16 protein-coding genes are annotated in these 25,596 nt (G+C 61.0%); 12 read left to right on the top strand and 4 right to left on the bottom strand.

Annotation, left to right across the window (positions count from 1 at the left end; genetic code table 11):
* Nucleotides 1–7 precede the first annotated feature (7 nt).
* The 5 genes from EXY20_RS05030 (at nucleotide 8) to EXY20_RS05010 (ending at nucleotide 5,808) form a co-directional block, all read left to right on the top strand.
* Complete coding sequence (locus EXY20_RS05030; RefSeq protein ID WP_135548290.1) at nucleotides 8–1,489, top strand: copper amine oxidase N-terminal domain-containing protein; 1,482 nt, start codon at nucleotides 8–10, stop codon at nucleotides 1,487–1,489.
* Nucleotides 1,490–1,579: 90 nt separating this feature from the next.
* Nucleotides 1,580–2,551 (top strand): FTR1 family iron permease, encoded by a 972-nt coding sequence (locus tag EXY20_RS05025; protein WP_167858997.1) that lies wholly within the window; start codon nucleotides 1,580–1,582, stop codon nucleotides 2,549–2,551.
* Between the two features lie 76 nt (nucleotides 2,552–2,627).
* Nucleotides 2,628–3,311 carry a response regulator transcription factor gene (locus tag EXY20_RS05020; protein ID WP_135548286.1) on the top strand — a complete coding sequence of 228 codons (684 nt, stop codon included), beginning with the start codon at nucleotides 2,628–2,630 and terminating at the stop codon, nucleotides 3,309–3,311.
* Nucleotides 3,308–4,750: a HAMP domain-containing sensor histidine kinase gene (locus EXY20_RS05015; protein WP_135548284.1), complete on the top strand. Its 1,443-nt coding sequence runs from the start codon at nucleotides 3,308–3,310 to the stop codon at nucleotides 4,748–4,750. The genes EXY20_RS05020 and EXY20_RS05015 overlap by 4 nt, the downstream gene beginning before the upstream one ends.
* Complete coding sequence (locus EXY20_RS05010) at nucleotides 4,747–5,808, top strand: extracellular solute-binding protein (protein WP_235885356.1); 1,062 nt, start codon at nucleotides 4,747–4,749, stop codon at nucleotides 5,806–5,808. Before EXY20_RS05015 ends, EXY20_RS05010 begins: the two co-directional genes overlap by 4 nt.
* Nucleotides 5,809–5,822: 14 nt before the next feature.
* Here EXY20_RS05010 and EXY20_RS05005 read toward each other — a convergent pair whose 3' ends face one another.
* A complete protein-coding gene (locus EXY20_RS05005) occupies nucleotides 5,823–8,144 on the bottom strand; it encodes a helix-turn-helix domain-containing protein (RefSeq protein ID WP_135548280.1) in 2,322 nt (773 codons plus the stop codon).
* Nucleotides 8,145–8,395: 251 nt separating this feature from the next.
* Here EXY20_RS05005 and EXY20_RS05000 point away from each other — a divergent pair, with 251 nt between their 5' ends.
* The 7 genes from EXY20_RS05000 (at nucleotide 8,396) to EXY20_RS04970 (ending at nucleotide 23,090) form a co-directional block, all read left to right on the top strand.
* Complete coding sequence (locus EXY20_RS05000; protein ID WP_235885355.1) at nucleotides 8,396–9,388, top strand: ABC transporter permease; 993 nt, start codon at nucleotides 8,396–8,398, stop codon at nucleotides 9,386–9,388.
* A gap of 17 nt (nucleotides 9,389–9,405) precedes the next feature.
* A complete protein-coding gene (locus tag EXY20_RS04995) occupies nucleotides 9,406–10,284 on the top strand; it encodes a carbohydrate ABC transporter permease (protein WP_135548278.1) in 879 nt (292 codons plus the stop codon).
* A gap of 85 nt (nucleotides 10,285–10,369) precedes the next feature.
* Nucleotides 10,370–11,923, top strand: coding sequence for an ABC transporter substrate-binding protein (locus tag EXY20_RS04990; protein ID WP_135548276.1), 1,554 nt, complete (start codon nucleotides 10,370–10,372; stop codon nucleotides 11,921–11,923).
* A 60-nt stretch (nucleotides 11,924–11,983) separates the two neighbouring features.
* Nucleotides 11,984–13,576: an FAD-dependent oxidoreductase gene (locus EXY20_RS04985; RefSeq protein ID WP_135548274.1), complete on the top strand. Its 1,593-nt coding sequence runs from the start codon at nucleotides 11,984–11,986 to the stop codon at nucleotides 13,574–13,576.
* On the top strand, nucleotides 13,577–14,281 hold the full coding sequence (locus EXY20_RS04980; protein ID WP_135548272.1) for a GDSL-type esterase/lipase family protein: 705 nt from the start codon (nucleotides 13,577–13,579) through the stop codon (nucleotides 14,279–14,281).
* A 266-nt stretch (nucleotides 14,282–14,547) separates the two neighbouring features.
* A complete protein-coding gene (locus EXY20_RS04975; protein ID WP_135548270.1) occupies nucleotides 14,548–16,893 on the top strand; it encodes a glycoside hydrolase family 2 protein in 2,346 nt (781 codons plus the stop codon).
* Nucleotides 16,894–16,934: 41 nt separating this feature from the next.
* A complete protein-coding gene (locus EXY20_RS04970; RefSeq protein ID WP_167858996.1) occupies nucleotides 16,935–23,090 on the top strand; it encodes a CARDB domain-containing protein in 6,156 nt (2,051 codons plus the stop codon).
* Nucleotides 23,091–23,165: 75 nt separating this feature from the next.
* Here the strand turns inward: EXY20_RS04970 and EXY20_RS04965 are convergent, their stop codons facing one another.
* Genes EXY20_RS04965 through EXY20_RS04955 form a run of 3 tightly spaced genes read right to left on the bottom strand, consistent with a single transcriptional unit; the run spans nucleotide 23,166 to nucleotide 24,928 of the window.
* The gene (locus EXY20_RS04965; protein WP_328592490.1) at nucleotides 23,166–23,519 is read right to left on the bottom strand and encodes a darcynin family protein; all 354 of its coding nucleotides are present in this window, start codon (nucleotides 23,517–23,519) and stop codon (nucleotides 23,166–23,168) included.
* 26 nt (nucleotides 23,520–23,545) lie between these two features.
* Nucleotides 23,546–24,286 carry an SDR family oxidoreductase gene (locus EXY20_RS04960; protein WP_135548266.1) on the bottom strand — a complete coding sequence of 247 codons (741 nt, stop codon included), beginning with the start codon at nucleotides 24,284–24,286 and terminating at the stop codon, nucleotides 23,546–23,548.
* A gap of 60 nt (nucleotides 24,287–24,346) precedes the next feature.
* Entirely contained in the window at nucleotides 24,347–24,928 is a 582-nt protein-coding gene (locus EXY20_RS04955; RefSeq protein WP_135548264.1) for a Crp/Fnr family transcriptional regulator, read from the bottom strand.
* Between the last annotated feature and the right edge of the window lie 668 nt (nucleotides 24,929–25,596).

Below are 25,596 nucleotides of genomic sequence, written 5' to 3'. Positions count from 1 at the left end.
GATAAACATGCGTAAATGGTTGTCGATGGCAATGAGCTTTTCCTTGCTGGTATCGTCCTTGTTCGTCCTGGCTTCCGCGGCGGGTGCCGCATCCAAGTTCAACATCGCCGAAGATCCGGAAATTGCGGCGCGGGTGCAAGCTTTTGCCGACATCAAGGCGCTGTTCACGGACAACACCGACCTCAAGGAGGTGCAAGCTTATTATGTGAGCAAGTTCCAGACGGAAACGAAACGGATCGATGCTACCATTAAAGCCGACGATCCCAAAATTGACGAAAACATTACGTTCGTGCTGAACAACGCCGTCAAAGGCGACTTGAATGTCAACCAGGCCAAGCAAGCGGTCGACAAGGGGCTGCAATGGTACTTCTTCTTCGCGCTGCGCGACCTGATCAGCAATACCGTTCGTCCTGCCCTGAACCAGGGAGATTACGCAGCGGCGACCAAAGGCTTCGACAAAGTCGTGCAAATTTACGAAGGCGTGCTGCAAAGCACGGTGACCAAGCGCGACGCTTCGTACGGCCTTGATATGGTCGGCATTCTGAAAGGGACGATCGAACAACTCCAGCAGGATTTGGCGGATAAGAACGTCAACGACTTCAACATTCATCGCCAGGTGCTGGATAAGCTCCTGATCAAGACGTATGCGCTCGCGACGAACACCTATGCGTCGAGCATTGCAACGAAGCCGGCGGCCGACCAGCCGGCAGCCGTCACGGAAGGCTACTTCCTGTATCTCCCTGTCTACACGTATCTTAGAGGGGGAAGCGTGGAAGACGCCAACGATGTGCTGGATGCATTCGCTTCCGGCGATGCCGGCCAAATCGACGGGAACCGGATCAAGCTTGCGCTGCAGCGCACGATGATCGGCAAAGTGTCCGAATACGTCAACAACGCTTTCGTCAAGCTGGCTGCCGGCGATTTGCAAGGGGCGCGCGGCTACGCCATGGAAGGCACGATGTTCCTGTCGACGCAGGAGCCGTTCTTCACGAAAGAAGCGTATGCGGCTGCTGCATCATATGCGCAGCAATTCGTCGAAGCCGTCGACCAAGCGAATTTGCAAGCGGCCGAAGCGGCCGGCTTCCAGATGCTGAAATATATCGTTCCTGTGGACGGCATCGAGCTTGCCATCGGCGACAAAACGTATCGCGTCGACGGTCAGGCGCACACCGCCGTGAGCGAACCCTACATCAGCAAGGAAACGGGCCGGACCCTCGTTCCCGTGCGTCTGATCGCCGATGCGATCGGCGCCGAAGTGAGCTACGACGGCAATACAAGCACGGTCCGCATCGTCAAGGATGGCGCAACGACCGAGCTCAAGGTCGGCTCCAGCACGATCGTGCAGAACGGCAAGACGAACGAAACGGTTGCGTTGGATCAACCGGTCGTGATCAAGGACGACAGCTCCTTCATCCCGCTGCGCGCAGTCGCCGAGCTGTTCGGCAAAGGCGTATTTTACGACAAGGGCAACATTATCATTCTCCGGTAATCCGGTGCATTCCAGGCGGGAGGACGCTTGCGCTTCATGCGCGGGTGTCTTCCGCTTGTTGCATCCGGGCGCAGAAATGGAGGCTGGCGCATGGAATTGCAGTCGTTTCTGATCACGTTCCGCGAAGCGCTTGAAGCGATCCTGATCGTGGGCGTTATTGTCACGTATTTGAAGCGGATCGATCAGACGCAGTGGAACAAGTGGGTATGGGTAGGCGTTGTGCTGGCGCTGATCGCCAGCTACGGCGTTGCGCTCGTGTTCCAAACCGTATTGACCGGCTTCGCTACCATGGGCAGTCAAAATTATTTGAAAATCGGCATTATGCTCGCCTCTTGCGTCTTGCTGTCGCATATGGTGCTGTTCATGAGCCGGCAAAGCCGCAATATGCAAGACAAGGTGGAGCACAAACTGTCCGCGGTTTTGACGGCAGGCGGCGTGGCCAACATGATTGTGCACTCCTTTCTCGTCGTCGTGAGGGAAGGCGTCGAAACCGTATTTTTTTTCGCGGCGATTACGGGCGGCGATATCCAGCAGGCGCTGCAAAGCTGGGGAGCGCTGTTCGGCCTGCTGTTGGCGATTGCGGTAGGCTATTTCTTTTTTAAAGGTTCCCGCAAAATCCAGCTCAAAACGTTTTTCCGCATTACCTCGATTTTTTTGCTGATGATTGCCGGCGGTTTGCTCGTGCAAGCGGTCGGGATCATGCAGGACATCGGGCTGATCGGCTCGGTATACCGGACGCCCGGCGGCGAAATCGGCGAAGTGTACAACTTGACGGCGTTCATGCCGGAGCATCCGCTCGATGAAACGCAGTATATTCGCGACACGGGCGACAAACCGCTTATCAACGGGCAAGCGGGCATTTTTTTCAAAGCGTTTCTCGGTTATACGCAGAATCCGTCCGTAGAAGAGTTCGTCCTGTATTGGACGTATTATCTCGTCTTGCTGATCTTGATCGGCCGATTGAAGAAGCGCGACGGGAGCGTGTCCGCGAACGGATCGACCGCTGCGGCGCGGCAGCGGGACGCGTCGGTCTCCAGCCGTTCATCAGGAAACGAGGCTTGAACATAGCGGCAAAATCCAATATGATAGTAAATAATAATGATAATCATTTTCACGCGAGATGGGCGGAAAGGACGGCATGAAAAAAGTACTGCTGATTGAAGATGAGAAAAACATGTCATCCTTCATTGCACTCGAGCTGGGGCACGAGTCTTTTGCGGTTACCGTCGTTTTCGAAGGTTATGAAGGATTGAATATCGCGATGGCCGAAGAGTGGGACCTCATCCTGCTCGATATTATGCTGCCCGGTCTGGACGGTCTGGAAATATGCCGGCGCATTCGCATGCACAAGATGACGCCGATCATTATGCTGAGCGCCAGGGACAGCGTGACCGAGCGGGTGGTCGGGCTGGATTGCGGCGCCGACGATTATTTGCCCAAGCCGTTCGCGATGGAAGAATTGCTGGCCCGGATGCGCGTCGTGTTCCGCAGGCAGGGGAGCCATGAAGCGGCGCCCAGGATGTCGCCCCTGCTCGTGTTCCAGGACCTCAGCCTCGATCCGGAGACGAGAATCGTCAGCCGGGCCGGCAAGGTAATCGAGTTGACCAAGCGCGAATACGATCTGCTGATCGTATTCCTGACTCATGTGAATCGCGTGCTGGAGCGCGAGACGCTGCTGGATAAAGTATGGGGCTTCGAAGCGGCCGTCGACACGAACGTCGTCGATGTTTACGTCAGGTATTTGCGGCTCAAAATCGATCCTCCGGGCAAGTCGAGCTACATTAAATCGCTGAGAGGCATTGGTTATGTGATGCGCAAATGAGCGTAACCCGCTGGACGGGCCTGTTGTTCCGCGTGCCCATCAAATTCAAGCTGACGCTATGGTCGACCGTGCTCATTATGGTGCTGCTCATCGGCAATTACGCCCTGCAGTATCTCGTCATGGATAAATGGATCATTCACCGCGAGAAGAGCGGCGTGCAGCGCACCATGAACGGCATCCTGAACGACTTGCTGGAGCGGGAAGCCGCCTTCACGCCGGACCGTATCAAGGAGATCAAGCTGTACCTGGAAAAAGCGAATCGGGACGATCAAATGATTCGTATCGTCGGCAGCGACGGAGTGCCGCTCGTTACGGTGGCCAACGATGTGACGGAGAACGGAATTGTTCCCCGCTTCGTTTCGCAGCAGCAGATCGAGTTTTACCGGATTGACGACAATCCCGTGCTGATCATGCGCAGCCCCTTGACGATTTTCGAATTTGCGGGAACGGTCGAGATCGTGAAAAGCCTGGCTGCCTATGAGCAGCTGCTCCATACCATTATGCAGGTGATGCTGGCGTTTGCGGCCGGAGCGGTCGTGTTCAGCGTACTGGTCGGCTGGCTTATTGCGCGGAAGCTGCTGAAGCCGCTGCAGGCGATGGCGCAAACGATTCGGGACGTGAACAGCAAGGGCATACAGGAACGAATGATACCTGCCCATAACGGCGATGAACTATCGACGCTCATGATCTTGTTCAACGACATGATGGACAAGGTGGAGGAGTCGTTCTGGCAGCAGGGCCGGTTTGTCGAGGACGCGTCGCACGAGCTGCGCACCCCGATCGCCATCATCGAGGGGCATTTGTCGCTGTTGCACAGATGGGGGAAAGACGACGCCGAAGTGCTGAACAACTCCTTGCAGGCGTCGCTGCAGGAGTTCGGCCGGTTGAAGGGGCTCGTGACGGAGCTGCTGGCCTTGACGCGGGCGGAGAAGGAAGCGGGCGACCCGGATGCGCTGCTGACCCGTCCGGATGAAGCGATTCGCGCCATGACGGAACGGTTCATGTCGCTGCATCCCGGCTTCGCGGTCACGTTCGATCTGGACGAGCTGGCAGGCGTCGAATTGCTCGTAAGCGCCCCGCATCTGGAACAGCTGCTGCATATTATTTTGGACAATGCCGTTAAATATTCATCGCGCGAAAAAACGATCGTTGTTCGGGCCGGGCAACTGGAGCGGAAGGCGTTCATCGTCGTCGAAGATCGGGGGATCGGCATCCCGGCGGGCGACTTGCCCTATGTGACCGAACGTTTCTATCGGGTGGACAAGGCGCGCAGCCGCGACCTGGGCGGCAACGGGCTCGGGCTGGCGATCGCCAAGCGGCTGGTCGAACGGTATGAAGGCAAGCTGACGATTCAGAGCCGGGAGCACAGGGGCACAGCGGTTACCATCTATTTGCTCCGTTCCGCGGACGGGCGACGATTGGGGGAAACGTTATCGTGAGAGTGATCGCGATCCTTTTGTCCGTATCCATCCTCTGCTCGGGTTGCGACCTGATCGGTTTCAACAACGAATCGTCATACGACGCCAAAGCGGCAAGCGCCGCCGGCGAAACGATCACGGTCTATTCGGCGCGTCATTACGAAGCCGACTCCGCGCTGTTCGCAGCGTTTACGAAGATGACCGGCATTCCGGTGAACGAAGTGAAAGGAACGGCCGAAGAGCTGGTCGGCAAGATGAAGCAGGACGGGCCGAACTCGTCCGCGGATCTGTTCTTCGCCGTGGACGGCGGCGTATTAAGCTATGCCAAGCGGGAGCAGGTGCTTCAGCCGCTGCGCACCGCGGCGATCGACAGCCAGGTGCCGAAGAAGTGGCGCGATCCCGACGAATACTGGATCGGGGTTACGACGCGGGCGAGAGTGCTCGTTTATGCCAAGGACCGGGTCAAGCGGGAAGAGCTGTCGACTTATGAGGCGCTGACCGACCCGAAGTGGAAAGGCCGGCTGCTCGTCCGGTCGTCGGCAAGCCTGTACAACCAGTCGCTGCTGGCTTCCTTTATTTCGCTGAACGGCAGCAAGCAAGCCGCGCAATGGGCCAGGGGGATCGCGGGCAATCTGGCCCGCCAGCCGGAAGGCGGCGATCGCGAGCAGGCGCTGGCGATCGTCGACGGGATCGGAGACGTGGCGATTATGAACACGTATTATTTGGGCCAGCTGTCGATCTCCGCCGACCCGGACGAGGCGAAGGCGCCGGACAAGCTCGGCGTGGTGTTCCCCAATCAGGCGACAACCGGCACGCATGTCAACATCAGCGGGATCGGGCTCGCGCGCTATGCTCCCCGCAAGGACAACGCGGTCAAGCTGGTCGAATTCATGACGAGCAAGGAAGGGCAGACGCTGCTGGTGAGCCGAAGCTTCGAGTACCCGGTCAACGAGGAAGCGAAGCTGCCCGAGCTGATTGCGTCCTGGGGAACGTTCAAGTCGCAGCTCGTGGCGTTCTCCGAGCTGGGCGATCGCCAGCGCGAAGCGAACGAGCTTTTTCAGGCGTCGGGCTGGCAGTAAGCCGGCTGACGGCGTCACTCTGTCGCCATATCCTTGCGGAACTTGGCCGGGGTGACGCCGTACTTTTTCTTGAATATCGGATAGAAGGAAACCGTGGAAGCGAAGCCGCAGCGCAGCACGATGTCGTCGATCGACAGCGATGTGCCGCCCATCAGCTCCACGACCCGAGCGAGCCGGCGGTCGTTGATATGATCCATCAGCGATTGGCCGGTTTCGGTTTTGAACAGGTTGCGCACGTAGTTGACGGACAAGCCGAGCTGGTCGGCGATCGTCTTCGTCGACAAGTTCTGGTCGAGCAGTTGCTCCTCCACCAGCTGGCGCATTTCGTCGATCAGGCTCCTGCTGCGCGACGGCTTGTGCAGCGAGGCGACGTCTGCGCACAGGAGCGACAGCAGCTCGCGCAGCCAGTCGAACACGGCTTCGCTTGTCTCAAGCTGCTCGATCCGCGATTGAATCGGCGACAAGCTCCACTGCGCCGTGCGGAACGACGGCAGCGGCAGCGAATGCAGCGCCTCGCCGATGCCGAGCAGCAGCATCGCGATCGCCAGCTTCGCCTCCGAATGCGTATTGCCCTCAAGCTGCCGCCGGAACGATTCCAGCTCCTCCAGCGTCTGGTCCGCATCCCCTTTTTTCAACCCCTGAATGAGCAGCCGCTCTTTCCCTTTCGGATAAGGCACCTTCGTATAGGCGGGACGGTCCGTCTCCGCCGCCGCAATCGTACGGCCCCAGCCGGATTGAAAGCGTTCGTTCGACAACTCGTACGCTTCCTTGCAGCCGTCGTGCAGCTCGCGGTAGTTTTCGACGACCGGTCCGACGACCGCCGTCGTGTCGATCGCGAGATATTGGCGAATGAGCTGCTGGCATTGCGCCACGGCGTCTTTAATGGAGTCGGGCACGGTGTCCTGCTCCGGATTGAACAGCAGCGCGATATGGTCGTTGCCCATGTCGACGGCTTCGACATGCAGCAGCGGCTGCAGATGCTCCTTGGCGATGTTGCCCATCGCGAAACGCAGCAGCCGGCGGTCGCGCTCCGGGTAACGCAGCGTAAATGCGGCGTAATGGTCGATGCGCAGCAGGGCGATGCCGATGTTGTCGGTAGCCAGATGCAGCTCGTGCTCGCGGGAGTGCCGCTGCACCTGTTCGACGTCGGGAGCGGAGGCGGACTCCAGCAAGCTGCGCAAGTACGCTTCCTTGGCGAGAAATTTCCGATTGCGCGAGTAGTCGCCGATCTGGCGGTGCTGCTCGGAGAACACGCTGGACAACATCCGCAGCTCGTTCGTGCCGCCGGCGCCCGCATCGGGCGGCGTTTCGAGGCCCGCCGTGACGTCCATGATCAGCTCCTGGATCGGAGTGTATATTTTTTTGGACAGCTTCCGGATCATCCATAAGGTAACCGCCAGCAAACAGACGAAAAACAGCAGGGTAAACGTCTGCAAATAACGGATGTCGCCGAGCACGCGGCGCTCCGGCAGCAGGTCGACGATTTTCCATGGCGTGAACCCTTTGAGGATTACGTCGGAATGGGCGACCAGCAGCTTGTCGGCGGCGGAGCTATATTCGAACCAGCCTTGCTTGCCGGCAAGCGAAAAGGAGTAGTCGAGCTCGGAGAACGGCTTCAGAAAGTCGGTCGCACGCGTGCTGGCGACGATCCGGTTGTCCCGGTCGAGCACAAACGTATCGCTGCCGGACGGAGCGGGCGGGCGCGGATTGAGCTGCAGCAGCGCGTCGGAGCTGATGTTGACGACGAATGCGGTCGCCGATTTTTCGATTTCGAACGGGATGACGATCGTCAGCAGGCGCTCCTGGGGGGAGAAGGAGACGGTGGAAGGAACAGACCGCGGCGTCATGAACGGCACCACCTCCGCCCGGCCTTGCTTCAGCAGCCGCAGCGTCTCCCGGTCGTAGAACGCTTCCGTGTCGGAAACGCCAAGCCGCGTATCGATCACTTTGCCGGAGTAGCCGTTAATCACATAAATCGAATCGATATAAGGATTCGTATCTTTCATCCCGACCAGCAGGTTCCAGAAGTTGTAGTCTTCGAACGGGGTGCTCTGCGGCTGCAGGGCATAGGCGCGTACGGCCGGATTTTGGCTGGAGCGCTGGGCGTATTCGACGATCCAGTTCATCGCGAAGGAGAGCGATTCCGCCCGCTGCGACAGCTGCGACTCCGTATGCATCCCGATGTTGCGCAGAATGGTGCGCGAGGACAACATGTACAGAAACACGGTGCTGATGACGAGCACGCCGACGCCGGCGATAACCAGGTAAGTCCAGATTTGCGCATACGTTTTGCGCCACTTCCATTTGCCCCGGATTCGTTTCAAAGGCAGCCGCATTTCGATTCCCCGCTTTAATTAATAACTTGGGTGTGGAACAGCCCCGTTGCATGCCCCCATTGTATCACACAAGCGCCGGCCGGTACGGGCACCGATTGATTTGTGAAAGTGATGTTTTCCTGAATGCAAGGGCAATCGATACTTTGCTGAACCGTGCTCGTTTTTCGGAATAGGCGGCGCAATTCGGCCGTGCTAAGGTGTGTCTGAGAACTCCGAGCCACTCGGTGTACGAACGAAGGAGGGGACGCGGCTTGGGCCTGAATGCAGTCAAGACCGGGCAACGAGAAAGGAAGGCCGGGCGTCTGCAGGCGGCCGGAAAGGAAGGAAGCTTCGCCTGCAAATGGAGACGAATTCGCGGCGCGCCGTTTCTGTACGGCATGGCGGTGCCGGGCGTGGCGCTGCTGTTCCTGTTCAGCTACCTGCCGATGTACGGCATTCTGATCGCGTTCAAGCACTACAGCCTGACGTCGGGCGTATGGCGGAGCCCGTGGGCGGGTTTCGACAACTTCGCTTTCTTCCTCACCTCGGACCAGTTGTACCGGGTGATCCGCAATACGCTGCTGCTGAATGTGGCGTTCTTGTTCTTTACGACGATATTCGCGGTGGCGGTGGCAGTGCTGCTGAACGAGATGAGGACGAAGTGGCTGAAGCGCGTCTCGCAGTCGGTCATGTTCCTGCCGTTCTTCATGTCCTGGGTCGTCGTCGGCATGATCGTCGAATCGCTGCTCGGCGGGCAGCAGCCGATGGTGAACGAGTGGCTTGTACGGCTCGGGCTGCCCGAAGTGAGCTGGTTTACCGAACCGGGCTTGTGGCCGTGGATTTTTACGGTGTTAAAGGTATGGCACGGCGCGGGCTATTATTCGATCATTTATTTGGCCGCCATCGCCGCCATTCCCGAAGACTTGTACGAGGCCGCCCGCATCGACGGCGCTTCGCGGCTTGCGGCGATGCGCCGCATCACGCTGCCGCTGTTGATGCCGACGGTATCGATCCTGACGCTGCTCGCCATCGGTAAAATTTTCAACGGCGACTTCGCGATGATTTACGCGATCGCCGGCGACAATTCGCTGCTGTTCCCGTCGACGGACGTCATCGATACGTATGTGTTCCGCGCGATGCGGCAGCTGAACGATTTCGGCATGTCGTCCGCGGTCGGGCTGTTCCAGTCGGTGATGGGCTTCGTGTTCGTGCTCGGCGTGAACGCGATCGTCAAACGAGTGTCGCGCGATTCGGCTTTATTTTAGCGGGGGAGGGGTACACGATGAAACAAAGCGCGGCAGACCGGGCATTCGGCGCCCTGGCCCATGCGTTCGTGCTGGCGTTTGCGCTGTTCTGCCTGCTTCCGTTCTGGCTGATGGCGGCGGGCTCGCTGACGAAGGAGTCTGCGCTCATTCTGCACGGCTATTCGCTGCTGCCGCGGCCGTTCTCGGCCGACGCTTACGCGGTGCTGCTCCGCTCAAAGTCGCTGTGGACCGGCTACGGAAACACGATGTTCATCACCGCGGTCGGCACGCTGCTCGCCTTGTGCGTATCCGCGATGCTCGCCTACTCGCTTGCGAATAAGCGCAACGTGGTGCGCGGCGGCTTGCTGTCGTACGCCTATTTTCCGATGCTGTTCAGCGGCGGGCTGATCCCGTTCTACATTACGGTATCGAAGACGCTGCACCTGTCGAATACGCTGTGGGCGGTTATTTTGCCGCTGCTGTGCCAGCCGTTTCTCGTGTTCCTGATGGTGAACTTCTTCCGCACGCTGCCGGAAGAGCTGGAGGAGTCGGCGCGCATGGACGGGGCGAGCGAGGTCGACGTATTTTTTTGCATCGTCGTGCCGATCGCGCAGCCGATACTGGCGACAGCCGGGCTGTTCTATGCGCTCGCTTATTGGAACGACTGGTTCATGGGCCTCCTGTTCATCGACGAGGAGAAGAAGCTGCCGCTGCAGCTGCTGCTGCGCCGGATGATCTCGAACGTGGCGGCGGCCAAGACGCTCATCCCCGACGCGGCGGGAATGGCCGTGGACGTGCCGTTGATGGGCGTGCGCATGTCGACGACGATCATGACGATCGGTCCGATCGTGCTGTTGTATCCGCTGCTGCAGAAATATTTTGTCAAAGGGCTGACGGTCGGCGCCGTCAAAGGCTGAGCGGGGGAACGGTGCGAGTGTCTATAAACAGGGCCAAACCCTGTTATTATAGAAAATACAATCGAGTTATCGGGAGGTTGTCAGCGTGAACAAACGAAAAGCGGGAAGTGCGCTGCTGGCGGTAGCCATGGTCGCAACGGGCTTGCTGGCGGGCTGCAGCAAGCAGGAGGGATCGGCGTCTCCGTCGCCGACGAAGGCGGCGAGCACGGCGCCAAGCGCCAGCGCAACGCCGTCGCCGAGCGCGGCGCCGAAGGAAACTGTCGAGCTGAAGGCGATTTTTCCGGGCGATGCGCCGCAAGGCTTCGATACGGTGCTCGCGGCCGTAAACGAGAAGCTGAAGAAGGACAACGTCGGTGCGTCGCTCAAAATCCAGTTCGTTTCGTGGAACGACTATGCGAGCCTGACGAACGTGAAGATCGCCGCCGGCGAAGATTTCGATATGCTGCTCGACGCGCCGTGGCAGCACATGAACCAACTGATCGCGTCGAATTCGCTGATGGCGCTCGACGATCTTGTCGCCAAGGCGCCGGAGCTGAAAGCTTCGATTCCGCAGCAGATGTGGGACGCCAACAAGTTCGGCGGCAAAATCATGGGCATCCCGCTCGGCACGACGCAGGGCACGGTGATGGGTTTTACGGTGCGCAAGGACTTGCGGCTCAAGTACGGCTTGCCGGAAATCAAAACGATCGCGGACATGGAGAAGTTCCTTTATACCGTCAAGGAGAAGGACAAGGACATCACGCCGCTGCTCGTGCAAGGCAGCGTGGCCGCCCACAACGCGATCAAGTTCAACAGCCTGTACTATACGAACAAGCTGGACGGCTTCTCGATCACGACCGGCTTCCAGGTGTGGGAAGACAAGAAGGTGCACATGGTGTGGGAGAACCCGCAGCTGCTGGAAGGATGGAAGAAGGGCGAGCAGTTTTTCAAGGACGGCATCTTCGCCAAAAACGTGGCGCAGGAGCAAAACGCGGTCACGCTGTTCAACCAGGGCAAAGGCGCGGCTACGTCGTATTATGCCGATGGAGCGGAAGGGCTGAAATACCTCGATGTGCTGAAAACGGTGCCGGGCGCCCAGCTCGAAGTCGTCGTGCCCGCCGATGCGGGCTGGAAGCCGATTTCCGACTTCAAGCAGGCGAACTACTTGTGCATTCCCAAATATTCGAAGCATGCGGACCGCGTCATCGATGTGATGAACTGGCTGTCGATCAAAGAAAATCACGACCTGCTCGAATACGGCATCGTCGGCAAGGACTGGAATCCGATCGGCGACAGCTCGATGCAGACGCTCAGCAAATATGCGTTTCCGGGCTACACGATGTCGTGGCGGCCGAAGCTGGAGCGCACGCCGGACAACATGCTGCCGGACGACAAGAAATGGCTCGACTTCGCCAAGGACGCGAACAACTTCCGTCCGACGGTCGCTGCCGGCTTCTCGGTCAATCTCGATCCGGTGAAGACGGAGATGGCCAAGTTTACGCCGCTTAACGCGCAAATCGTGACGCCGCTTGCAGTCGGCGTGCTGGAATATGACAAAGGCTTGGCCCAACTCAAATCGGAGGCGGAAAAAGCCGGCTACGACAAAATCAAACAGGAATTCCAGAAGCAGTTCGACGATTTTCTGGCGGCGAAAAAATAAACGCGGCGCTCGCGCCGCAAGCAAACGAGCGGAGCTGCCGGAGCTGGTGGAGGGAACCGTATGACGAAAGAAAGACGCGCGGATATCGCCGTCATCGGCGGCGGACTGGGCGGCTGTGCGGCCGCCCTCGCTGCGGCGCGGTCCGGGAAGAGGGTCGTGCTGACCGAGGAGACGGCCTGGATCGGCGGCCAGCTGACGAGCCAGGCGGTGCCGCCCGACGAGCATCCGTGGATCGAGCGCTTCGGCTGCACGCGCAGCTACCGCGAGCTGCGGGAAGCCATACGCGGGTATTACCACGATCGGTTCCCGTTGACGGAGCGGGCGCGGGCCGAGGCGCGGCTAAATCCCGGCAGCGGCAATGTCAGCCGCATCTGCCACGAGCCGCGGGCGGCGCTCGCCGCGCTGCAGGGCATGCTGGCGCCGTATGTGCACGCCGGCAGGCTGATCGTGCTGACGGAGCACGTGCCGGTGTCGGCGGAGACGGATGGGGACGTCGTGCGATCGGTGCGGGTGCGCAGCAAGCGGACCGGCGATGAAACCGTCATCGCCGCCTCTTATGTGCTCGACGCGACCGAGTGCGGCGATCTGCTGCCGATGACCGGCACGGAGTACGTGACGGGCGCGGAGTCGGTGCGGGAAACCGGCGAGCCGCATGCTTTGGCAGGCGCTGCCGATCCGTCCGACATGCAGGCGATCACGTACTGCTTCGCGATGGATTTCATCCCAGGCGCGGATTATACAATCGCGCGGCCGGCGATGTACGAGTTCTGGCGCGGATACAAGCCGGCCTTCTGGCCGTATCCGCTGCTAGGCTGGACGGTGCCGCTGCCGTGGAGCATGGAGCCGCACCATAAGACACTGTTCCCGCAACCGGGGGACAACGAGTGGATCTCGTTATGGCTGTACCGTCGCATCCTTGATCGCGGCCATTTTGTGCAGGGGCTGTATGAAAGCGATGTCACGCTGGTCAATTGGCCGCAGAACGACTATTGGCTCGGGCCGGTGATCGACGTGGCGGAGGCGGAGCGGGTGCGGCATCTGGAGGCGGCCAAGCAGCTCAGCCTTTCGCTGCTGTACTGGATGCAGACCGAAGCGCCCCGTCCGGACGGGAAGGCGGGTTATCCGGGGCTGCGGCTGCGGCCGGATGTCGTCGGCACCGAGGACGGGCTGGCGATGGCGCCGTACATCCGCGAGTCGCGTCGAATTCGCGCCGAATTTACGGTGCTCGAGCAGCATATCTCTGCCGATAGCCGGCAGGGGGCCGCACTGGCCGAGCCGTTCGCCGATTCGGTCGGGCTCGGCTCGTACCGGCTCGACCTGCATCCGAGCACTTCCGGGCGGGCGTATGTCGACCTCGCCACGCTGCCGTTCCAACTGCCGCTCGGCTGTCTCATTCCGGTGCGAATGGACAATTTGCTGCCGGCATGCAAAAACATCGGCACAACGCATGTGACTAACGGCTGCTACCGGCTGCATCCGGTGGAATGGAACGTCGGCGAAGCGGCGGGGCTGTTGGCCGCGTTCTGCCTCGAGCGGCAGTGCCGGCCGCGCGATGTCCGCGCCGGTGCGGAGCTGTTCGAGGATTATCGGTCGCTGCTGCACGCGAATGGCGTGGAGACGCATTGGCCGGCGATGATGGAGGCGGAGGCGTAAATGAAATCGCGCGAGGAAGTGATCAAGCCCGGCCGGTTCGGCACGGCGGTTGCCGCCGACCAGCTGCGCGGGCTGTACGACAAGCATAACGAAGTGCTCGTCTGCCACGAGGTTCCGGTCGACATCGTGTTCATCGGCGATTCCATTACACTCGGCTGGAACGTGTGCGCCTATTTCGGCCGGACCGGGCGGTTCGTCGTCAACCGGGGGATCGGCGGCGACATTTCGCAGTATGCGCGCAAGCGGTTCGAGGCGGACGTGCTGCAGCTGAAGCCGAAGCTTGCCGTGATCAAAATCGGCGTCAACAACACGTTCGACCTCGATCACTGGGTGCCCGGCGACCGAAGGGAGCCGGCCGACATTCGCGACCGGGTCGTGTCGGACGTGGCCGCGATGATCGCCATGGCGCAGGAAGCCGGCATCGTGCCGGTCGTGTGTTCGGTGCTGCCGACCGTAGTCGACGTGAACGCCAACACGGACCGGCGCAACGCGCTGATCGCAGAGATCAATGCAGGCTTGCGTTTGGCGACCGAGGCGGCGGGCGGCGGCGTGTACGTCGATTATCACGCCCGCCTCACCGGCCCCGACGGACGTACGCTGCGGCCCGAACTGGCCGAAGACGGCGTGCACCTGAACGTGCACGGCTACGACATTATGGCGGCGGCGCTGCGGGAAACGCTGGCGGAGCATGGGCTGGAGATTTGACAGGCACAACACGACGGGCTGCTGCGAGCGGAGAGCAACGGCTATCAGCCGGGCTTCACGGCCAAAGTCGAGATCCATGGCTATCGGCGGCCGGGATTATAGGCGATTTTTCGCATACATTTCGCTTAATTGCGGCTGTATGCGGGAAATATATATGATTTTTCGAATATATTTTGCCAGATCGCAGCTTTGTCCGGAAATGGATATGATTTTTCGTATATATTTGGCCGGGCCAGAAACGAATCAATGAAGAAAGAGGTGCGGGCATGAGTGGGAGCGAAGCTTGGCGCATATGCCGGGAGTGGCGGCTCGCGCATTGTGCGCCGGAGCGGCTCGATCCTCAGACGTGGGGAGAACTGGAATGGCGGGCGGCGACGGTGCCGTCCAATGTGCAGACGTCGGCGTACGGTTTGCCGGCAGGTCAATTGTATGCCGGCGACCGGATTGGCGAAGTGGCGTGGATGGAGGCACGCTGCTGGCTGTACCGGACGGAGGTCGACATCCCGGCCGTGACGGCAGAGGAAGAAGCCGTTCTCTTGCTGAAGGGCGTCGATTATCGCTGCGCCGTGTATGCGAACGGGGAGCGCGTGTTGGACCACGAAGGGATGTTCAGCCCGATCGAGCTGGCGCTTCCCGTCGGCCGGCACGAGTTGGTTGTCGTCATCTTCCCGTTCGACAAGGGCGCCGAACCGTACGAAACGCTGAAGGCGCGGTACAGCTTCGGCGACGGCTGGGATTTCGCCCCCCGGCTGCGATCCGCAGGCATCTGGGACGAAGCCGGCGTCCTCGTGCGCCGCAAGCTGCGGGTGACGTCGGCTTGCGTCGACGTCAAGCTGGCGAACCGGCAGCGGGCCGACGTCACCGTCTTCGCCGAGCTGAGCGAAGCGGTGACGTCCGGCGCGATCGTCGTCCGTCTGGGCGGCGCCACGCGCCGGTTCCCGCTTGTGCACGACGGCAGCCGCCTGGCGCTGCCGCTGCATGTGCCGTCGCCGCCGCTGTGGTGGCCGAACGGCCTCGGCGATCCGCAGTTGACGGAGCTGACGCTGGAGCTGGACGTGCCGGGCCGGGAGACGGCTCCGTTCGTGCGGCGCGTCGGGCTGCGCGCCGTCGAACGCGTGCCGTGCCCCGGCCAGGGGCAGGAGGATACGCCGCTGCAGCTGCGGGTGAACGGTCGGAGCGTGTTTCTGAAAGGGGTCAACTGGGTGCCCGCGGACGCCTGTCCCGCCGATGTCGACGAAGCGCGCTACCGCCTGTTTCTGGAGCGGTTCCGCGAAGCCGGCGTCAACTTTGTGCGCGTCTGGGGCGGCGGACTGAAGGAGAAGGATGTCTTCTACGACATCGCTGACGAGCTTGGCCTGATGGTTATGCAGGAATTTCCGCTTGCTTGCCAGCTGCTGGCCCGCACGGAGCGGTTCTATGAGCTGCTGGAACGGGAGGGGACGGCGATCGTGCGCGGTTTGCGCCATCACGCGTCGCTCGTGCTCTGGTCCGGAGGAAACGAGCATTATCATTACTGGGACGCCGTCGATTCCGGGACGGCGGAGATGGAGCGGGCGAAGCCGGTCGTCCGCCGCTTGTTCGGCATCGCGGAAGACAGCCGCGAATGGCTGGCGGGCGCCGGGCGTTACGACGAGCCGGCGCTGGCGCTGCTCGGCGCGCTGTGCGCCCGGCTCGACGGCACGCGGCCGTTCCAGATCACGTCGGCGTTGGAAGGCGAAGGCGAAGTGCACGGCATCTGGAGCTGGAATCCGCGCATCGGCGACCATCGCTATCGCGACTACGACAGCGCATACGACTTCTGGCTGCAAGCCAACCGGCAGCTGTACTCGGAGGCGAGCGTGCCGTCGATCGCCAACCTCGCGACGATCGGCGACGTGCTTGGCGCCTCCGTTGCGGAGACGCCCGGGCTGCCGCTGCCGGGGCGTACCGATCCCGTTTGGCGGCTCCACCATGCTTTCGGCAGCGCCTGGGACGGACTCGACGACTTGTGGCTCGACATCCCGTCGGCGGAGCGGCTTTTCGGGCCTTTCGTCCGGCTGGAGCAGCTCGCGTTCGCGAGCCAGTGGATGCAGGCGGAGATGGCCCGGTTCCTGATCGAGGAGCTGCGCCGCAAGCAAGGCCGCGTCGCCGGCGTTGTCTGGTGGGGCGTCAACGAGCCGTGGCCCGGGCTGGCCGGCAACGCGCTGCTCGATTACTTCGGCCGACCGAAGCTCGGCTGGTCGTTCCTTGCAAACGCGTTCCGCCCGACGATCGCGTCGCTGCGATACAGTCATTGCGTGACGCGCGCCGTCAAGCCGGAGCTGTGGATCAGCCACGACGGCACAGAGACGTTCATCGGCCGCTACGAGGCGGAGCTGATCGACATTGCCGCGGGAGTGGCGGAGAAGCTCGACGGCAGCGTTGTTTGCGGCGCCGGGGAGTCGGTTTATGTGCGCGCGCTGCCGCGCACCCGGCTGGCGGCGGGGAAACGGCTGCACATCCGGCTGCGCCTGTTCAATGCTGCCGGAAGCGAAGCGCACCGCAACGACTACGTATTCGCATCCGATGAGGAGGTGGCCCCTTTCGGCGGGGAAATGACGGCGTATATGCGCGACTTGTACATCGGCAAGTAAGAAGAAACCCCTATGTTATCGAGAGAAAGGATGAAGCGATGATGTTTATGAAAAAATGGATTGCTTGTCTGCTGGCGGTGATTTTGGTTTGCACCGGACTGTTCGTCGCCGTCCCGGCGCCGGTTGCCCGGGCGGCTGTTGCCTGGAGCCAGACGTTCGCAATCGAGGAAAAGCTGAACCTGTACGATTTTCCCGAAGAGCTGATCAGCTATGCCATTGCGCCGCCGTCTTCGGCGCATGTCGACAAGACTCATTTGAAAGTGACCGATCAGGCCGGCAACGCGCTCGAGTACCAGTTGTCCGGCGTAACGGAGAGCGGCGGCGACCTGATCGGCGCCACGATCAGCTTCCGCGCCGATCTGCCGAAGAAGGCGTCCCGGCGGTTCACCGTCGCGTACGACAGCGCGTATACGCCGGGCTTCACGCAGCATGTGGCGCTGACCGACATCGACACGGTCGCCCATACGGCGGTCATCGCGGCGAACAAGCAGCAGGTCAAGGTGCCGTACGGCCCGGTCGCGTACAGTCCGGCCGTTGCCGCGACTTACGCGCTTGCGCCGGTGCTGGCGACCCGTTATTCGTCCGCGGACGCATTCATCGGCCAAGGACAGTTTGCCGAACTGAAGAACGCCAAGTACACCGGATTTACGGTCAGCTCGATCGCCACTTCCGTTGTCGAGCAGGGACCGCTGTTCCTCGTGTACCGGATCGCCTATACGTTCAGCGGCGGACGTGTTTACACCGTCGACATCACCGTGCGGCATAACGAGACGTATGCGGCGATCGACGAATATTTGAGCGGCTTCGACGACGCGGATTATGTCGCGAGCGGCACCGATAACGGCGGCGGGCTGTTCTACCGCTTCGACTACACGAGCGGGCTTGATCCGACCGGGCGCATCTCGATGTCGAACAACGGCTACAACATCGAAACGAACAAGCTGAGCGGCTTTTACGGTCGGGGCAAAATCACGTCCGCCACGCCGACGCCGGCTCTGCTCGGCAAGCTGCCTTACGAGCTGGGCCTCTTCGCGGCCAATTCCCTGGCGATCACTCGCTCCACCGCGTTCTGGAACGAAACGGCAGGCAGCGAAGCGCTGCAATTCGCCGTCAACCGGCCGGGAGACTGGAAAATGGACCGCAAGCTCGTCTGGAACAGTCCGAGCTACGGCAACCTGCGTTTCTACGAAACGGTCGACGCCACGCCGAAGAAGCTGATGCAGACGCGGCTCGAAGGGACGGAACGGCACTGGGCGCTGTCGGCCATTCCGCACGGCGACCTCGTCATCTCCGGCTATGCGGGCGGCTCGAGTACGTTCCAAACGTACAACATTCACAACACGTCGACGGTCGAGCTGGAGGGATACCCGACAGAGGCCAAGCTGCAATTCGGCGCCGCTTCCGACGTCCGGCTGTGGGAGAAGCTGACCGATTTCAGCCTGAACAAGTACAAGGACATGGTGCTGGACGGCTTCGCGGAAGACGTGAACGAGAAGCTCGACCTGCCGGCCAAATTCGGCCCGGTCACGGTTCAGTCGTACGACGAATGGATCGGATTGTATTTTCCGCATCTGCTCGATATTTCCGAGAAGTACTGGGACTGGTCGAGCGGCAACGAAGGCATCGGCCGGGGACTGAGCATCTATATTCAGAATTATGCCGCCAGCCGGGCGTACTGGACGCAGTCGCAGCGCGATCACGTCAAGGCGCTGCTGCTGTTCCTCGCTTATGCGGCCGAGGACGACAGCTGGCATCCGTACCGGAGCATGTTGTCCGGCCATCCGAACTTTATCGCCGACAACAAGCAGATTCTCGGGCTCGTGACGGCCGTGTTCCGGCATCACCCGCACGCCGATGCGTGGAAAGCCGCATACACGACGTTCCTGAACGATTATCTCAATGAATGGGTACGCCAGTCGGACAGCGCGAACGATGCGATCGGCGGCCGGCATACGGAAAATTTGGCCACGTACACATTCGCCTCGCTGCAGCCTACCTTGCATGCGGCAGCCGCCATCCGGCAGTACGACGGGTCGAACGTGCTTGACGACAACCGCGTGAAGCTGTGGCTGAACTGGATCATGAACACGATGATGCCGGTCGAGAAAGACAATCGTTATGTGCCGCCGCAAGGCGCCCACGCTTCGGGCGCGCTGCCGGGCGACGAGTTCGGCGACGTGCTCCCCGAGGCAGCGACGTTTATTCGTCCGTTCTTCCCCGAGTTGGCCGATCAGCTCGCCTGGAGCACGACTTCCGGCGAGACGGCGCCGGACGGTGTGCGGCCGAATCTCGAATCGACGCTGTTCACCGACTACGGCGCCGTCATGCGCTACGATTTTGGCGGAGATCACGAGGCGTACGTCAATTTGCAGCAGCTGAACGGCTCGCAGTATCGGTGGAACGGGGGCAACAACGGCAACATTTTTTATGCGTCCGAGCATAATCGGTGGAGCTGGAACGGGGAAGAAGACAGCGAAGGCGGCTCCACGTTCGACTTGCGCAAGCTGAACGCCGCGTCCGTCTCGGGAGACTCGATTTTGAATCCCGGCCCGATTCGCAACGTGCTGTACGACTTCGATTTTGCCCAATTCTATAAGGTGCCGAACGGCAGTTCGGGGAAATATACGTCGCGGGGCGTCATGATGGTCGAGGACCGTTACCTTTCCGTTTACGACGACTTGGCCGACACCGGCTGCACGACAACATGCCCGACCGCCACGTTCAACTGGAACCGGCAAACGTCCGGCATGTGGGGCGAGTATTACAGCAACACCGACTTGACGGGCACGCTCAAGACGCGGATGGACAACAACATCCTGTTCTCCTGGCTGGCCGGCAAATCGCCGATCGAAGGGATCGGCAGCACGTATTCCGTGCGCTGGAAGTCGAACATCCAACCGCAATACAGCGAAAATTACACCCTCAGCATCGCTGTGAACAAAGGCGACAAGGTGAGGGTGTGGCTGGAAGGCGCGCTGCTCATCGATCAATGGTCGCCTGCAACGGCAATTACGACGTATACGACGCCCAGTTTCCCGGCTGCGGCCGATCGGTATTATGCGCTGCGGGTCGAATACGCGCATACCGACGCCACGGTCAACGCGCAGCCGACGCTGCGCTGGCAAAGCGCGCATGTGGGCAACGCCGTCATTCCGCTGCTGCGCGCTTATTACCGGATCGGCGATCTTCCGGGCGCTTCTCCCGCCGATGCGTCGATCTACTCGATCAAGGGCGGCACGGGCGACATCCTCAATCTGGTGGCGGGCAGTCCGCTGGCAAGCGCAACGGCGCTGACGAGCGGCGGCAAAACGGTCGGTTCGAAAGTGAACGGTGCGGAGTATTCGTATACAAGCGACGCGACGTTTACGTACGCCGACGCCACGAGCGGCTTCACCGGCAAAACCGGCTACGCCAAAGACGGCGGTTTGGCGGTGTTTGAAGGCACGGCCGTCCATTACGGCGGCTTCGCCATCGGGCTGCCGGCCGGCGCGACGTTCGGCGCCAGCGCGCAGAAGCGCGACGACGACAACATCGTCGGCCGAATCGCCGGCACCGCCACGGCGCAAACCGTTACCGTGACCGCTCCGTCCGGCTTCCATCTGTCCGGCGGCGTAACGGTTTCGATCGACAATGCGCCTGTTGCGGCGACCGTATACGGCAGCACCGTCAGCTTCCCGGTTACGGTCACGCCGGCCGACGGCTACAAGACCTATGCCATTCGGGGCAGCGGCGCCACGTCCGGTGCGGATCTGACGGTCACGAACATTGTGTATTCGCCTTCGGCGTTCGCATCGGGCGAGCCGGTTACGTTTACCGCCGTCGTTACGAACCGGGGGACGGTCGACACGCCGGGGCATACGACGCATCGGGTGAAATTCGTCGTCGACGGCACGACGCTGTATGGCACAACCTATAGCTCGCCGATCGCGCCGGGCCGCACGATGATGATTCGCGCGGATGCGCCGTGGACGCCTTCCGCCGGCGGCGCGTACACCGTCAGGGCGACGATCGACGACAACGGCGCAATCGCCGAAAGCAACGAAACGAACAACGCCTATAACAAGTCGATCGTCGTTCCGCAGGCGCAGCCGGATTTGATCGTCACCGAAATCCAGTGGCCGCAAGCTTATTTGGGCAAATATGTGACGGAGAACAACGCAATCAAGTTCCAGGCGGTCATTCAGAATATCGGCAAGGCGGCAACTCCCGCGGGTACGCACCGGGTCGGCTTCCGGATCGACAACGGGCCAACGACGCTGTGGTCGACAAGCTTCGCTTCCTCCCTTGCGCCCGGGGAATCGCAGCTTGTCACCGTAACGGACGGCACCTACGGCGCGGCCTGGAAAGCGGTCTTCGGCGCTCACAGCGTGAAAGCGATCGTGGACGATCCTGGCGCGATCGGCGAAAGCAACGAATCGAACAACGAGTTCGGCAAGACGATTACCGTCGGCCGCAGCTTGCTTGACGCCAACATGGACACCGGCTTCGCGGGCACGACCGACGCGACGAATCCGTTCGCCGTCGCATTCGCCAACACGGGCGGCACCACGCGGATTGTGGCCGTGAACGGCACGGACAACGCCGTCGAGTTCCGCGACAACAACGACGCCGGCAATGCCGCGGGCAGCACATTCAGCGCACAATTCGACAGCGCTTCGCGGGTGGTGAACCGGATCAACGAAATATTCCGGCGGCCCACCGTCAGCGATGCGGTCTACTTCGCACTTTCGTTCAAGCTGGAGCGCACGGAGCATAGCACGGCGATGGTGCCGACGAGCACGGGCGTGGACATCCAGACCAACTTGACCGGCGATGCGCAGCTGCGATTCCTGCTGCCGCTCACCGGGATCACGACGACGGCCGCTTACGCCCACGAAGAAACGAGCGGCAGCAAGGTGCTCGAGCCGGTCGGCAAGTCCGATCTGGCGGCGCTGCGGTTTGCCGTCGTGCCGAGCGGCGGAGCCAAACAAATCAGTTCCCTGAAGCTGGAATTCAGTGTGCGTGTCGGCGGAACCGGGCCGTCGGCGGAAGCGTACGTCATCGACGATATTGCGCTGGTGGAGGAAGCCCGCAACCTGCTTGAAGGCGACTTCGACATCGGCATGGACAGCGTCGGGGCGGATCGTGCGCTGCCGATCGCGGCGATGGCGGGCGATACGGGCGGCTTGGCGCAACTGGTGTCCGTGGCCGGCGACCGGAACAACCGCAACACGGTGCTGGAGGTGGCCGACACTACGGCCGGCAGCGCGGGTGCCGGGGCGGCCAGCCTCTTCGCGGGCGAGATCGGCGGCGGCGTGCTGCTCGATCGGATCAATGCCGTTTTGGCGTTGCCTTCGGGCAGCAGCCCGGTCGATTACGTCTTCTCCTTCGACGCGGAGCGCCGAACGGCCGGCACCGCGCCGACAGGCGCCGGCATCGCCGCAGCCGTGCAGTTCGTGACGACCGCGGATGCGGTCATCGAACCGATGGGTTCGCCGGCTCCAAGCTTCTACTCGTCTGCCGCTTATGGCAGCGACGAGGTATATGGCAGCGAAACGCTGCAGAAGGTGACGGACGCGGACGTGCCGGCTTACCGGTTTACCGTCACGCCGGACGGCGGCGCCACCGTGCTGAAGGCGATCCGGCTGCTCGCTTCCGTCCAGGTCGGTGCCGGCTCGACGCCGGAGGCGTACGCAGTCGACAACTTCGACGTGCATGAAATCGCCTCGACCCCGCTGGCTGTCGCTGGTGCCGGTTTCGAAACCGGCACGTCGACGACCGCGGACAACTGGCTGCGCACCGGGTGGGTCGGTTCGCCGGTGTTCTCGCGCGGCACCGATCAGGCGCATGACGGCAGCTATTCGGCCAAAATCGTCCATGCCTCGTTCGCCAACGGCGGCTGGAGCAAGTCGGACCCGGCCGACATGCTCCCCGTGACGGCGAATCGCACCTACGCGGCAGGCGCCTGGCTGCGCACAAGCGGCGTCAGCGCCGGCACGGACGAAGGCGCTTACGTATACGCGCAGTTCTACGACAGCGCGAACAACGCGATCGGCACGTCGGCAACATCGACGTATGTGACGGGGACATCGGACTGGACGTACCGGCAAGTGGTGCTGAAGGCGCCCGCAGGCGCGACAAAGCTGCGTTTCGACCTGCGGCTGCGCGGCACGGGTACGGCCTGGTTCGATGGCGCTGTGGCGAGGAAGGACGAATAAGCGTCGGCATTCCGGCAACCGGCGGCCCTTGCAGGCCGCCGGTTTTTATGCCTTTTTGACATCGCCCCCGTTCGCTCAGCTCTCGTCCATGCCCAGCGCTTCCGCTTCGTAGGCCCGATGCGCGTCGCGGATGCCGATCGTCACGTCGACGATTTTGACGTATCCGCCGGCATAGGCCCGCGTATCGCGGATTTCCTCCCACATGTAGTGATAATGCTTCATGTCCTCCGTTCGGCAAATCACGAAGTCGGTAAATCCGCCATGCAAGGCGTCCGCGTCGTAAAATTCCACCTCCACTTTTCCCGCGTACCGGCCGATAATCTCGTACATGTCTTGCGCCAGCTCTCTTCGTTCGGTTCGGGCCAGTCGCAACCACGCGGGGTAAAATTCCAGCTTCACCATAATTCCGTATTGCAGCGCTGTCGACATTTTCGAATCACTCCTTATTTGGTTGGTTAACTATTTTTCAACAAATTTTCGGCGAATCGCGGCGCTGCCCGGTGCAGCAGCTTCAGCAAACGGATTTTGCCGACCGGAACCTCGAGCCGGTCTCGAGCGAAGGCGGCCCAAAACCGGTCCGCCACTTCCTTCGGCGACATTTTGCCGCTGCCGCGTCCTTCGGTCATTGCGGTGTCGACCAGTGGCGGGATCAATTCAAACACCCGGATATTCGTGGCTGCGAGCTGGTGGCGGAGCGCGGCCGTGTACAGCCGTAAGCCCGCTTTGGTCGCGCAATAAACCGGCGCCGACTGCTTCGGGACGATGCCGACGCCCGAGGTTACGTTGACGATTGCTGCCTGACGCTGCGACGCAAGATGGGGCAGCAGCCTCGCCGTCAATTGGATCGGCGCGGTCAGGTTCAGCCTGATTTCTTCGGCGATCGTATCGCCGATTTCATCAACCCGCGCATCGAGAAAAGCGTAATTATACTGCACGCCTGCATTGTTCACGAGCACGTTCAGCGCCGGGTAATTCTCGCGCAGCTCGACTGCCAGCCGCTCCAGCTGCCGTTCGTCGCGCAGGTCGCAGACCAGCGTGTCCAGTCCCGGCAGGCGCGCTTTCGCCTCGGCGAGCTTGTCTGCGTTTCTCCCGACGGCAATCGCTTTGTTGCCGTGCTTCGCGAACGCGGCGGCGAGCGCCAGCCCGATTCCCGAAGCTCCTCCCGTAATCAATGCCGTATGCCCGGTGGCATCCATAACAAAATCTCCCCTTTCCATATCCCCAGTGTAGGGTGGAAAGAGGAGATTCTCATTAACCTAGGTTAAGCGGCGGCGAATTCGGCTGAGCGCCACCGGCGTAATGCCGAGATACGATGCGATGTGATACTGAGGAATCGCCGAGGCGAGCGGACCGTAGCGTTCCAGGAACAGCCGGTACCGGGCTTCGGCGGACAGCAGGAGCAGCTCCCGTTCGCGCGTTTCCTTGCTGACGAACAGCTGCTCGGCGATCAGGCGGCCGAACCGCTCCCAGCAAGGATGCCGGTCGTACAGCGTCCTGTATTCGCGATAGCGGAAGACGACCAGCTCGCTGTCGGTCAGCGCCTGAATCGAGAAATAGGAAGGGACGTCCTGCAGCAGCGCGCCGTAAGACGCGACGAATTCGCCGGGCAAGCAGAAGCTCTTGTTGAACTCCGCGCCGTCCGGCGTAGCGTAATAAAGCCGGAACAGCCCGCCGATACAGAAGCCAACCGTCTCCGTCCGTTCGCCGGCTTCGACGAAATGATGGAGCTTCGGCACCTTGCGCCGCTCCGTCATCGCCGCGAAGGCGCGCCATTCTTCGGGCGGGATCGCCACTTTATTTTTCAATTGCGCATACAGTTCGTTCATCGGATTGTCCATGACGTACTCTTTTCGTCGGGGAGGAGGCTGTTCCCTGCTTTAGCGGGTCTTGCACGCGTAAATGAAGCCTCGCCGGTCGTCACGCATCGACTACTTCCAATTTGTTGCTGAACAGCCCGGCGATGGAGCGCACCAGTCTTGAACGGGCAGTTCCTTGAATTCTCGTTCGTAATCGGACTTTGGGCCGAGCTCGTTCCAAAGATGACATCCCAACGTGCCTGTTCCAGAAGTTCTGTCCGGCCCGAAAGCCGGTATGAAGGACAATCCATCGTACATATCATGACAATGTTGGGTCACAAGCAGGATTGGGCGCGGGAGGGGAAGGATGGATCCGACATGCCGTGTTTGGGAGGCACCCAAACATAATGTCAGTTGAAGCGACTGCTTCTCGACATACTGGTTGTTCCACTCTGTGAAGGGGAGCAGCAAAAAGCTATCCAGGATTAGCGACCGCGCTCAGTGGTCCTGACTATGCCATTGCGGGCCACTATTTGTGCTTCAGGAGCATTCACTATACCGGATCGTTCGGCCGGGGCGAAATAGGCCGTAATAAATGGCTTATTGCCTCCATTTCGGCCGTTTCATCGAAAATAGCCAGTGAAATCACTGGCTATTTGGGATAAACAGCCCCAATCAGGTCAGATTGACACGAATAACCAGTGAAATCA

It is taken from the genome of Paenibacillus cymbidii, assembly GCF_004764705.1.
Taxonomy (GTDB): Bacteria; Bacillota; Bacilli; order Paenibacillales; family NBRC-103111; genus Paenibacillus_AN; species Paenibacillus_AN cymbidii.
Note: the sequence above shows the minus strand (reverse complement) of the source record. Positions and strands in the feature narration are given on the sequence as shown.

Excerpts from the sequence above, each read along its gene's own strand:
- EXY20_RS05025 (WP_167858997.1), top strand. The coding sequence starts at position 1,580 with ATGGAATTGCAGTCGTTTCTGATCACGTTCCGCGAAGCGCTTGAAGCG.
- EXY20_RS04975 (WP_135548270.1), top strand. The coding sequence starts at position 14,548 with ATGAGTGGGAGCGAAGCTTGGCGCATATGCCGGGAGTGGCGGCTCGCG.
- EXY20_RS04965 (WP_328592490.1), bottom strand. The coding sequence starts at position 23,519 with ATGTCGACAGCGCTGCAATACGGAATTATGGTGAAGCTGGAATTTTAC.
- EXY20_RS04970 (WP_167858996.1), top strand. The coding sequence starts at position 16,935 with ATGTTTATGAAAAAATGGATTGCTTGTCTGCTGGCGGTGATTTTGGTT.
- EXY20_RS04955 (WP_135548264.1), bottom strand. The coding sequence starts at position 24,928 with ATGGACAATCCGATGAACGAACTGTATGCGCAATTGAAAAATAAAGTG.
- EXY20_RS04985 (WP_135548274.1), top strand. The coding sequence starts at position 11,984 with ATGACGAAAGAAAGACGCGCGGATATCGCCGTCATCGGCGGCGGACTG.
- EXY20_RS04960 (WP_135548266.1), bottom strand. The coding sequence starts at position 24,286 with ATGGATGCCACCGGGCATACGGCATTGATTACGGGAGGAGCTTCGGGA.
- EXY20_RS05015 (WP_135548284.1), top strand. The coding sequence starts at position 3,308 with ATGAGCGTAACCCGCTGGACGGGCCTGTTGTTCCGCGTGCCCATCAAA.
- EXY20_RS05030 (WP_135548290.1), top strand. The coding sequence starts at position 8 with ATGCGTAAATGGTTGTCGATGGCAATGAGCTTTTCCTTGCTGGTATCG.
- EXY20_RS04995 (WP_135548278.1), top strand. The coding sequence starts at position 9,406 with ATGAAACAAAGCGCGGCAGACCGGGCATTCGGCGCCCTGGCCCATGCG.
- EXY20_RS05005 (WP_135548280.1), bottom strand. The coding sequence starts at position 8,144 with ATGCGGCTGCCTTTGAAACGAATCCGGGGCAAATGGAAGTGGCGCAAA.
- EXY20_RS05020 (WP_135548286.1), top strand. The coding sequence starts at position 2,628 with ATGAAAAAAGTACTGCTGATTGAAGATGAGAAAAACATGTCATCCTTC.
- EXY20_RS04980 (WP_135548272.1), top strand. The coding sequence starts at position 13,577 with ATGAAATCGCGCGAGGAAGTGATCAAGCCCGGCCGGTTCGGCACGGCG.